Annotated in this window: 10 protein-coding genes; 2 read left to right on the plus strand and 8 right to left on the minus strand. The window is 33.3% G+C overall.

Features of this window, described 5'->3' with window-relative positions:
• Positions 1-203 precede the first annotated feature (203 nt).
• The 4 genes from AC0UBM_RS04955 to AC0UBM_RS04970 form a co-directional block, all read right to left on the minus strand.
• Positions 204-1835 (minus strand): ABC-F family ATP-binding cassette domain-containing protein, encoded by a 1632-nt coding sequence (locus AC0UBM_RS04955; protein WP_475687881.1) that lies wholly within the window; start codon positions 1833-1835, stop codon positions 204-206.
• A gap of 131 nt (positions 1836-1966) precedes the next feature.
• The gene (locus tag AC0UBM_RS04960) at positions 1967-2245 is read right to left on the minus strand and encodes a hypothetical protein (RefSeq protein WP_475687882.1); all 279 of its coding nucleotides are present in this window, start codon (positions 2243-2245) and stop codon (positions 1967-1969) included.
• Between the two features lie 225 nt (positions 2246-2470).
• Complete coding sequence (locus tag AC0UBM_RS04965) at positions 2471-3157, minus strand: hypothetical protein (RefSeq protein ID WP_434035781.1); 687 nt, start codon at positions 3155-3157, stop codon at positions 2471-2473.
• Between the two features lie 35 nt (positions 3158-3192).
• A complete protein-coding gene (locus AC0UBM_RS04970; RefSeq protein ID WP_475687883.1) occupies positions 3193-3780 on the minus strand; it encodes a hypothetical protein in 588 nt (195 codons plus the stop codon).
• A 232-nt stretch (positions 3781-4012) separates the two neighbouring features.
• Here AC0UBM_RS04970 and AC0UBM_RS04975 point away from each other — a divergent pair, with 232 nt between their 5' ends.
• Positions 4013-4819, plus strand: coding sequence for an EcsC family protein (locus AC0UBM_RS04975; protein WP_414034232.1), 807 nt, complete (start codon positions 4013-4015; stop codon positions 4817-4819).
• Between the two features lie 83 nt (positions 4820-4902).
• Here the strand turns inward: AC0UBM_RS04975 and AC0UBM_RS04980 are convergent, their stop codons facing one another.
• The 4 genes from AC0UBM_RS04980 to AC0UBM_RS04995 all read right to left on the minus strand — a co-directional run bounded on the left by AC0UBM_RS04980 (position 4903) and on the right by AC0UBM_RS04995 (position 9628).
• Entirely contained in the window at positions 4903-5793 is an 891-nt protein-coding gene (locus tag AC0UBM_RS04980; protein WP_475687884.1) for a fructose bisphosphate aldolase, read from the minus strand.
• 102 nt (positions 5794-5895) lie between these two features.
• Entirely contained in the window at positions 5896-6873 is a 978-nt protein-coding gene (locus AC0UBM_RS04985; protein WP_475687885.1) for a bile acid:sodium symporter family protein, read from the minus strand.
• A 167-nt stretch (positions 6874-7040) separates the two neighbouring features.
• Complete coding sequence (locus AC0UBM_RS04990) at positions 7041-8540, minus strand: aminotransferase class V-fold PLP-dependent enzyme (RefSeq protein WP_475687886.1); 1500 nt, start codon at positions 8538-8540, stop codon at positions 7041-7043.
• Between the two features lie 311 nt (positions 8541-8851).
• Positions 8852-9628, minus strand: a complete 777-nt coding sequence (locus AC0UBM_RS04995; RefSeq protein ID WP_475687887.1) for a universal stress protein — start codon at positions 9626-9628, stop codon at positions 8852-8854.
• 172 nt (positions 9629-9800) lie between these two features.
• On the opposite strand from AC0UBM_RS04995, the gene AC0UBM_RS05000 reads away from it, so the two are divergent.
• On the plus strand, positions 9801-11198 hold the full coding sequence (locus tag AC0UBM_RS05000; protein WP_475687888.1) for a hypothetical protein: 1398 nt from the start codon (positions 9801-9803) through the stop codon (positions 11196-11198).
• Positions 11199-11254: the final 56 nt, after the last annotated feature.

Below are 11254 nucleotides of genomic sequence, written 5' to 3' on the forward strand. Positions count from 1 at the left end.
GTCTTTTGCGTTTTTAATCGTTTTAAAATATCACACGTAAATATGGAGAATCCTACTAAATTTTAATAGTATTTTTCCAATTAACACCCCTTTACGAAAACTGACAAATTTGTCACTTAAATATAATACGTAGACAAAAAAAACACCTTAAAAATTAAATCTTTAAGGTGTTTGATATCTAAATTTAAAGGTAAAGACGTTGATTATTTTTCTATATCACGCATACTTTCCATCTTCTTCAGTTTTAAGAAGCCATTAATATCTTCAAAATGTTCTTTCACGCGTTTGTTTCCAAACTCGAAAACTTTTGTTGCTAGACCTGTTAAAAAGTCCCTATCGTGTGACACCAGTATTAAGGTACCGTCAAAATCTTTTAAGGCATCTTTTATAATGTCTTTGGTTTTCATATCTAAATGGTTTGTTGGCTCATCCAGAATTAACACATTTACGGGTTCTAACAATAATTTAATCATTGCCAAACGTGTTTTTTCACCTCCCGAAAGTACTTTTACCTTCTTAGTAGATATATCTCCACCAAACATAAAAGCCCCTAACAAATCTTTAATTCGGTTACGAACATCTCCAACCGCAATGCGATCTATAGTTTCAAAAATGGTTAAATCGCCATCCAATAAAGAAGCCTGATTTTGAGCAAAATATCCTATTTTGGCATTGTGCCCTAATTCCATACTTCCTTCAAAATCGATCTCATTCATAATAGCCTTAACCATAGTCGATTTTCCCTCACCATTTTTCCCTACAAACGCTACTTTTTGTCCGCGTTCAATAACCAAATTGGCATTATTAAACACTACATGATCGCCATAAGATTTAGATAATTCGTTTACAACAACAGGATATTGACCAGATCTTGGTGAAGGAGGAAACTTTAATTTAAGCGCCGCAGTATCCACTTCGTCAACTTCAATAGGTGTTAGTTTTTCGAGCATTTTTACACGCGACTGTACTTGTAAAGTTTTAGAATAAGTACCTTTAAAACGGTCGATAAACTCTTGATTATCGGCAATCATTCTTTGTTGCTCCTCGTACGCTTTTTGCTGATGCGCACGTCGGTCTTGTCGTAATTCTAAATAATGAGAATACTTTGCCTTATAATCGTAAATACGTCCCATGGTCACCTCAATAGTACGTGTTGTAATATTATCTACAAAAGCTCTATCGTGCGATATTACCACAACGGCTTTAGCTTGCGTAATTAAAAACTCTTCCAACCACTGAATACTTTCAATATCCATATGGTTTGTAGGCTCATCTAAAAGAATTAAATCTGGTTTTTGTAATAAAATTTTAGCAAGCTCGATTCGCATACGCCACCCACCACTAAACTCTGATGTGGGTCTATTAAAATCTGAACGTACAAATCCGAGTCCAGCTAATATTTTCTCGACTTCGGCCTCGTAATTAATTTCTTCGATAGAATAGAATTTCTCACTCAATTCCGAAACTTTTTCAATCAGTTTCATATACGCATCACTTTCGTAATCTGTACGTACGGTTAACTCTTCATTTATAGCTTCTATTTCATTCTTCATTTTAAAGATAGAGGCAAATGCTTTAGAAGCTTCCTCCATAACCGTGCAATTATCTTCGGTAAGTAAATGCTGTGGCAAATAAGAAATGACGTAATTTTTTGGTGAAGACACATTACCTCGAGTAGGTTTACTCTGCCCTGCAACAATTTTTAACAAAGTCGATTTACCTGCTCCGTTTTTCCCCATAAGGGCAATTTTATCATTTTCATTTATGGAAAAAGAGACATCGCTAAATAATGTTGTTCCTCCAAATTCTACTGCAATCGAGTCTATAGAAATCATTTAAAATATATTTATAAGTCGGCAAAGATAAGTTTTATCACTTTATGCTTACAAATGAATTTAAACAAAAAAACACCTCCAAATTCTCGCTTGAATTTGAAGGTGTTTTTACGTTTGTATAGGGTTATTTTTTAAAAAATATCTATTTCTTCTTCACAAGTATCATTTACTTCTTGAATTTTTTCATCGCGGGTTTCCTCATAATCTGCTATCAGATTTGTCTTCTCGTCCTCAGTTAGACTCTCATTATTTAGAGTCTCAACAATGTAATCATCATATTCGTCGTACAAATCGTCTATTAACGCTTCACAGGCTCCTCCTGTGAATTTATTCACTAACTCTTCTACATCGCAAGACAGACACAAAAGTGCTAAAAGTAAAACAGATGCCAGTGGTTTTATTACATTCATAATTTATATTTTAGATGACTTTAGGGGCATTGCGCTATACAATACTTATTCTTAATTGCGTTTCAGNTCACTAACTCTTCTACATCGCAAGACAGACACAAAAGTGCTAAAAGTAAAACAGATGCCAGTGGTTTTATTACATTCATAATTTATATTTTAGATGACTTTAGGGGCATTGCGCTATACAATACTTATTCTTAATTGCGTTTCAGAAAACGAATAACATCACTTTACCCTCGCTTGAATTTCGTTGACTAAAGATTCGTATTTCTTTAAAATTCTACTCCATTCTCTAAAATGCCTTTCGCTTACCACACCATCTTCATGCCGATCTGTATGTTCTGTAACCAATTTGACTTTATAAACTAAAGGATCGCTTGAAGATTCTTTTACTATAAAACGGGTTCTTATTGCACTTTTATCAAAACTATCTACTACCCAAGCTGTACGGATATATCCCGTTTCTTTATCATTCATTTCTATTACATCAAAATGAGACAACACAATTTGATTAAGTAACTTCCACGAATCATCCTTTCCCTTTAATGCTTTTATAGTGACATCGGTATTTGCTAACTCCGACTGAATTGACACATCAAATGCTTCGTCTTTAAGCAGGATAAACTGATATTTACTTGGCGGTTTTGGTAACTCTTTTTTATTACAGAACTCGATTTTTTCGGATAAGTATCCAGTCTTTTTAACCTCTACAAGTGTACAGCCTTTGTCTGGCACTTTAATATCCAAAGCGCCTTTGCCTAATAATTTACCATTAATGTAAATATCGGCATCCGTTTCTGTACAACTCAGTTTTATCTTTTTACTTCCTGGAATTTCATTATAAAAGACTGTATCTGCCAACATAGTAACAGATGTAAAAAAGAATAATGCTATTAATAATTTTGATTTCATAATGGGTTGGTTTAGTTATTTATTGATTCTAAAAATTAAAAGGCATATCCAATACCTATATTAAGAATTGGGTATCCTTTACCAGAAACATATTCTAATACGTCTTCTGTACTCACTTGAAAAGTTTCTCTAACGCCATTAATATCCCCTGTAACTTCAATTTCTGTAGGTAATTCTCCGATCGCATAACCAAGTTCCCATTTAAAGTAAAGTGTTTTTCCATATTTCCATCCCAGTTTTACATTAAAGGAAGCTAATTCTTCTTTTGCTACACCATTAGTAAAGTCCTCACCATCAGTATTTGTATTTTCTAGATTACTAACTTCTCCGTTAAATTTACCATAGGAAGCAGAAACATATCCGCCTTTTCCGCGACCACCAAAATAGATATTAGACCCTACTTCAAAATAGTTAAAATCTAAATCGTCGTACGGTAACATCCCGTAACTTATAAATGGAGCAATTCTATTTCCTAATAATGGCGTGACATACTCAAACTCTACTCCAATTCCTACAGGGACTCCAGCTTTAACGCCTAATCTAAAAGGGTTTATATCTTCTTTTCTTTGAGAGAAGCATAAAATAGGAAGTAATAGTGTTAACAGAATTAAAGTGTTTTTCATTATTTAAAATTATTAGTGTTTTTACAAAAGAAGGTAAAATCAAATGTAGGTCCTTCATATTTATAAAAAAATACCCTAAATAGGGTATATTTAGACCTAGTCGCCATTATAAGACCTCTAGTTTTTAAGTGCTTTGAAGATGAGAATAAATTTACATCTTAAGATAACTTTAAAATAACTCTGGTATAGATTTTGTAATTTTAAAATTCAAACCATTAATAAAAACTAACTTATGGAAACATCCTTAAGCGATTTACATATACAAGAATTAACTACAGCGGTCACATTACTTGAAAACCCAAGTATAGCTGCCAAAATAACTAATGTTATAGGGATGCCAATTGAAAAGGCTATCGAATTTCTTCCCGATAATTGGCAAGAAAACATTGGAAAAATCACTCAAAAATCACTTATCAAAGCTACGGAAGCCGCCATTTGGTCTTTAGAAGATATACCTGTAGAACGACCTTCTAACACTTGGCATAAAGTTGGAGTTGCCTTTTCTGGTGGTATGGGAGGATTCTTTGGACTAGCAGGTTTAGCCGTTGAATTACCAATATCTACAACACTTATGTTGCGATCTATTGCAGATATTGCTCGATCTCAAGGCGAATTAATAAGTGAAAATGAAACCAAATTAGCATGTATGGAAGTCTTTGCTTTAGGAGGAGAAAGCCCTTCTGATGATGATGCCGAGAGCGGTTATTTTGTAGTACGCGCCGCATTAGCAAACTCTATTACGGAAGCCTCTAGATTTGTTGCGACTAAAAAAATATCTGAAGAAAGCGCCCCAGCGCTAGTAAAGTTTATTGTAAATATAGCTGCCCGATTTAACGTGATGGTTACTGAAAAAGCTGCAGCACAAGCAATTCCTGCCATTGGAGCTATTGGAGGCGGTATTATTAACACTTTATTTATAGATCACTTTCAAAATGTTGCCAAAGGCCATTTTATTGTAAGAAGATTAGAACGAATTTATGGTCAAGAGTTGGTTAAAACCTACTACAATTCTATTTTAGAACTTGCCGAAGACAATTAAAAACAAAAACTACTCCAAAATAATGGATTTTTAATCTGCATTATTTTGGAGTAGTTCATAACATTCTGAATTGATTTGGTATCTTAAGTAATTGATGCCTTATAAATACTATCAATAGCATGATTTAAAGATGTAGAAAATTCATCATCACTTTGTTGTTGTTTTAAATCGTTTAAAAGTGCTCTTGAAAAACTCGCTATTACACCTTTATTTTTTTCTAATAAGGTATTAGCCGTTTCAATATCGTAACCTCCTGAAAGCGCAAATACGCGCATAACTTTGGCATGATTTACCAAGTCTTTATAAAAATCTGCAACCGTTGGTAATGTTAATTTTAAAATGATATGTTGATCTTTGCTTAATTTATCTAATTCTAAGCGAATATTTTTCTTTAAAGTCGATTCGATTTCTGCTTTGTCTTTAGCATGAATATCTACTTCTGGTTCTAAAATAGGAATCAGCCCACAAGCCAGAATTTGCAATCCAAATTCAAATTGTTGTTTTACGATGGCAGCAATACCCTTTGCGTTATTTTCGTAAATTACTGAACGCATTTTAGTACCAAAAATACCAAGATCCTTAGCTTCTTTTAATCTAGATTCTAGATTGGGAATTGGTTTCATGAGTTTTACGCCATCATTTAAATCCTCCAAACCTTTATCTACTTTTAAGAAGGGAACGATTTTTTTGTTTAATAAAAAGGAAGGTACAGGTTCCTCACCAATTAATCCTTTCATGGTTCTTTCAAAAAGAATAACGCCTAATATTTTATCGCTAGAAAAATGGTTATTTGTTATAACGCGAGACCGCATTTCATGTATGCGTTGAAACATTTCAGTTTCGTCTTTATATTGATTTTCATCAACTCCATAACCAAGTAGTGCTTTTGGTGTACTTCCTCCACTCTGATCTAAAGCGGCTATAAAACCTTTGCCATCTTTAATTCGTTCTAATTGCTGCTGAAATGTATACATAATCGATATATTTTGGTATTAAATAAATGTTTATTACTTAATATAAAGATGCAAAAAGTTAAAGCAGTTGGCAACTAATAATAACTAAAAATGCGTTAAAGTTTAAGACAGAACGTGGTCTTCGCGCTTCGCTAACTTTGAAGCTATAATACTGATTATAAATATTTGAGATGCGTGAAAAATCATAAGAGGAAGTAATATTAAGCTAGACGCGGCCACATTTTTAAATAGAATTTTATAAAAAATAGTTCCATGTACTAAAGACTTTTTTGTTCCGCAAAATTGCGCCGTGATCTTATCTTCAATACTAAATCTTAACTTCGTAGCAATCATCCCGATGATGTAGAACACGATAAAGAAAATAGCGAGAACTATTACAAACAATAAGGCGAAATCCAACCAATTTACACTACTAAAAATATTGTTATAAAAAGAATCGGCGAAACTTTTATAGATGATAAGTAGAATAACAGATTTATCGAAAAGCGTGAGTTGTTTACTGTATGTCATGGCAAATTGGTGACCATATTTCTGAAGCATAATTCCCAATATTACAGGTAAAATAATCCCTAATATTAAATTCATGTAAATGGAACCATAATCGAACTCTGCACCCGTTTTTTCAATAAATAATCCAACCCAAAGTGGTGTAATTAAAATTCCTATAATTCCAGAAATACTAGCATTAAAAATAGCCGCAGGCACATTCCCACGTGCCATAGAAACCATAACTACAGACGACGATACTGTGGATGGCAAGGCCGCCATAAATAATAAGGCTAGCCAAAAACTATGTTGCTCTTCGGTTTGAACAAACGGATAAAACATAAGGATTAATAATGGAAATACTAAAAATGTTGACAGTTGTACTAACACGTGTAATTTCCAATTGTATAATCCGGATTTGATTTGTGTTGGACTTAATTTTAATCCGTAGAAGAAAAATATTAAAAAGAAACCTATAGAACTCACTGTCGAAATAGGAAAAGGACTCCCTTCTATTCCCCATTGTGGAAAGAAATATGCGAAAATTATAGTTGCTATTATAGCCAGAATGAAGCGATCCAATTTAAATTTCATAAATACCAATTTTGACCACAAATTTAAATCAACTTATGTATTCCTATGCTTTTCTTATTCACTTTTATTTTAAAGGTTAAATCAGGACCAAAAAAAACTTCATCTTAATTACAGATGAAGTTTAAATTATGCTTTCTTCAATACATTATTGAAGTTATATCGTGTAGTTACATTGTAAACCAGTCTTGAACTTTCTGAATGATTTCGGTGTCTTTACTTCCATCTTCAAACTCGTTATTGCTTTTATTATATACATAGTCTTTACTCCATGCTTCATAATTTTCGGCAACCTGTTTTATGGCATCACAAATGAATTCTAATTCTTTGTTAGATGTAATAGGGTGCAATGATAAACGTACCCAACCTGGTTTATTTGTTAAGTTTTTAGAATTAAGATTGTCCACCATTTCAAGGGATTTATTCTCGTCGTAATCGAATAAAAAATGACCATACGTACTCGCACAAGACCAACCACCACGCACTTGAATCCCGAAACGATCGTTTAAAATCCTAACGATTAAGTTATAATGCACATCCTGTATACCAAAAGATACACAACCAATACGTTTTACCTCGGTACTTCCTAAAATATATAAATTAGGAATCTCGCTTAATTTTTTAAAACAAAAGGCTAATAATTCTTCTTCACGAGCGGCAATCTTTTCCGTATTCATTTTATCTTTTAATTGCATAGATAAAGCGGTACGCATAACTTGTAAAAACCCTGGAGTTCCACCATCTTCACGAACCTCAATATCTTGAAAATAAGCATATTCTCCCCAAGGGTTCGTCCACTGAACGTTTCCTCCTCCCGGAACATCGGGACAAGTCGCTTTATACAAATCTTTATTGAACACCAAAACGCCACAAGTTCCTGGTCCGCCCAAGAATTTATGTGGAGAAAAGAATATAGCATCTAAATGTGCTTCTGAATCTTCGGGATGCATATTAACTTCTACATAAGGCGCAGAGGCCGCAAAATCGACAAAACAATAGCCACCATGTTTATGCATAATTTTAGCTAAATCGTAATACGGCGTAATAATTCCAGTAACATTAGAACAAGCAGTAAAAGAACCTATTTTAGTAGTTCTATCTTTATACATTAGCAAAGCCTCCTCTAAAGATTCTGGGCAAATTAATTTCTGATCGTTACATTTTAAAATCACGACGTCGGCTATGGTTTCTAACCATGGCACATGATTAGAGTGGTGCTCCATATGAGAAATAAATACCACAGGACGTTCGTGTTCTGCAAGTTGGCTTTTCTTCTGTTTGGCATCAGGAAAACGTAATCCCATGACACGCTGTAAGTGAGATAAAACGCCTGTCATTCCGGTGTTAGATGTGACTAAAACATCGTCTTGATTGGCATTAACATGTTTTTTAATAATAGATCGCGCATGCTTATAAGCATACGTCGATGCTTTTCCTGTCTCACTAGAGAAGGAATGCGTGTTCGCAACCATAGGTCCGATTTGTTCTTGCATTATCTTCTCTATAGGTGCATATAACCGCCCGCTTGCAATCCAATCTGCATACAATAATTGCTTCTCTCCTAACCTACTTTTAAAGGTATAATTATCTCCAATAATACCCGTTTTAAAAGATTGAAAATAGGTTTCTAAATCAATATTTTTATCTACTACAGTTGTTGTTTTGCTCATTTTATATTAAGTTACATTTAACACCTAAAAATGCATAGAGATGAACTCCATACATTATTATAATCGAGGGTAAATTTACTATTATATGATAGAATCTAAAATTATTTTTCCTTTGTATATGATATACTTTTTAAAAACAAACTTCAGTAAAAGTAATTATTTCAAAACAAGCGACTTAAAACACTTTATTAATTGAAGCTATCCTATATTAGTGGTAGTGGTCTTTAATCTGTACCAAATAAAGTAACAAAAAAAGACTGCCTATTACAGACAGTCTTCCTCAATTTTATTACAAATGTGTTTGTTAGATACTAATCAATAACTAGTAAAGGTGTTTTAGACACTTCGGATAAGGCTTTAGTTAAGGCTCCTTCCGAAGACACTTTTCCTTTAGCATGATTACGTGGTAAAATACTTATAAGATCAATATCCTTTTCTTCTGCATATTTAAAAATACTAGTTGGAATATCTGGACCATCAACAAACAGATGATGCGAGTAAAAATCTTCTAAATAATACATAATTGTATTTTCATTTTTTTCATCTACAATGGTGTACCCGTAATCGGCTTCTTCTTGTTTCACAGTCAATACATGCACTTTAGCTTTAAATCGTCTAGCGACTTGCAATAAAACGCCTAACAATTTACTATCGTGAATTAAATCCTCTCCTATAACTAAAGCTATTTTTTTAATTTTAAAATTTTCGTAATCTTTTGGAATAACAATAATCGGACAATCTACAACAAGTACAAATGAAGAGGTATTCGTGTTTAATTTTTTATTATTAACTAAACTCGTTCCCATAAAAATCAGGTCTATTTTTTCTGCTTTTGTAACTTCTATTAACGAGGCTTGAAGTAAACCTTTCTTAACAATAGCTTTAACATTATTTCTAGAATGCGCTTGAAATTCTTCTCGTATAGCTTCTAACTTTTTCTCGGCCTGCTCATCATCAATTTCATTAACATATACTAGAATAATCTCTGTATTCAAATCATCTGCTACAAAATTCTTAACATAATTTAGCGCATTATTTGCTGTATCAGAAAAATCAAAAGGGACCAAGATTTTAAACAACTTTTTCATTTATTTATACTAATTTAGGGATTTACAACCTATTAAAGTTACGAAAAAATGAGCAATTAAACATGACATATATCATTGTATGAGCAACTTTTACACACGAACTTTGACTAGTAAAAAAACTGAAATTAACGAAGTCGATTTAACCATTTGATTTCTACCGAAATTACTCATAATGTCCAAAAAAATATCTATTTCTAAGAAATCGATGCCACCATTACAAGGCTTAAAAGCTATAAAATGGACATCCATTTTGACATTAAAATTTCTATTCTTCCCATTAATTAATTATAGTCAGAACATAGATTCTTTAATTCCAAAAATTGAAAAACCGCGATTTACATATACGCTATTTAATGATCCAGAGATTAAGGTAAAACTTGGTGGTACTATACAACCTTGGGCGTTTTACACCCAATGGAATCCTGGTAGCAAAAATGAAGGTGGCGATGTTAAAGATTACAATATCGGACTCGCAGTTAGACGATTACGATTACAAAGTAGCTTTACTTTTGGTAACAAAGTTAAAGTCACCTTTAACCTAGGAGAAAACAATTTTAATGGTAAAGATCGTGATTTTCCATACTTAAAAATATTAGACTTTTACGGCATTTATAATATATCTAAACCATTTGCTATTGCTTTTGGAAAATCGACTTATGATGGTTTATCGCGTTATGCGGCCCCATCGACATCGACCATGATGCAAACCGATTTACCATTAATAGCGCAACCCACGTTAAACTATTCGGATGATGTTACGCGCGAGTTAAGTTTAGTGCTATTAGGAGATATTGGAAAACTAAATTACCGTATGGTATTTATCCGTCCCTTTAGTTATGCTTACACGGATGCAAATCCGCCAGAGCCAAAAGCTGGTGCTTCTCAATTTACAGACACATATAGAAACATACAATATACCACTTATATTAAGTACGATTTCCTAGAAAAAGAAAACAATCGCGGACCCAACTTTGTGGGAACGTATTTAGGTAAAAAGAAATTGCTTTCGGTAGGAATTGGTGCAAAATACCAACACGATGCGTTATACTCTATAGATAATGAAAATAGATCGTATCACGACATGAATTTATGGTCGGCAGATGTATATTGGGATCACCCTGTTACCTCAACATTTATAGATGCCACGAGTGCTTATGTAGGTTACTTTAATTACGATCTAGGGCCTAATAATTTAAGAAGTGTAGGTGTAAACAACACGGCATATGGCTTTGATAACACGAATGATATTGTAAACGGTCTCGGAAATTCGTTTCCCTCTATGGGAACTGGTCAAAGTATATACGGGCATTTTGGTATCCTCTTTAAGCAAATGGGAAAAGAAACGGATTGGGGGCAATTAGAGCCTTATCTAGTCATGCAAAGTAGTCGTTTTGATGCGTTACAATCGGATATGGTATTTGGTAGTGTTGGATTAAACTGGTACTTAAGTGGACATAATTCTAAACTGAGTTTGGATGTTCAAAATCGTCCGATTTTTTCAAATATTACCCATAAAGAAACAGATAGAAAGTATATGTGCGTATTGCAATACCAATATAGATTACATTAAACAAGTCCGAATAGATTTTTTCAGTTTTCAATTCAGATCTTGTATTTAGAAAGCGA

The sequence above is a fragment of the Formosa sp. F44 genome (assembly GCF_056238645.1).

Coding starts and splice junctions, on each gene's coding strand:
- AC0UBM_RS04955 (WP_475687881.1), bottom strand. CDS start 1,835: ATGATTTCTATAGACTCGATTGCAGTAGAATTTGGAGGAACAACATTA.
- AC0UBM_RS04960 (WP_475687882.1), bottom strand. CDS start 2,245: ATGAATGTAATAAAACCACTGGCATCTGTTTTACTTTTAGCACTTTTG.
- AC0UBM_RS04965 (WP_434035781.1), bottom strand. CDS start 3,157: ATGAAATCAAAATTATTAATAGCATTATTCTTTTTTACATCTGTTACT.
- AC0UBM_RS04970 (WP_475687883.1), bottom strand. CDS start 3,780: ATGAAAAACACTTTAATTCTGTTAACACTATTACTTCCTATTTTATGC.
- AC0UBM_RS04975 (WP_414034232.1), top strand. CDS start 4,013: ATGGAAACATCCTTAAGCGATTTACATATACAAGAATTAACTACAGCG.
- AC0UBM_RS04980 (WP_475687884.1), bottom strand. CDS start 5,793: ATGTATACATTTCAGCAGCAATTAGAACGAATTAAAGATGGCAAAGGT.
- AC0UBM_RS04985 (WP_475687885.1), bottom strand. CDS start 6,873: ATGAAATTTAAATTGGATCGCTTCATTCTGGCTATAATAGCAACTATA.
- AC0UBM_RS04990 (WP_475687886.1), bottom strand. CDS start 8,540: ATGAGCAAAACAACAACTGTAGTAGATAAAAATATTGATTTAGAAACC.
- AC0UBM_RS04995 (WP_475687887.1), bottom strand. CDS start 9,628: ATGAAAAAGTTGTTTAAAATCTTGGTCCCTTTTGATTTTTCTGATACA.
- AC0UBM_RS05000 (WP_475687888.1), top strand. CDS start 9,801: ATGTCCAAAAAAATATCTATTTCTAAGAAATCGATGCCACCATTACAA.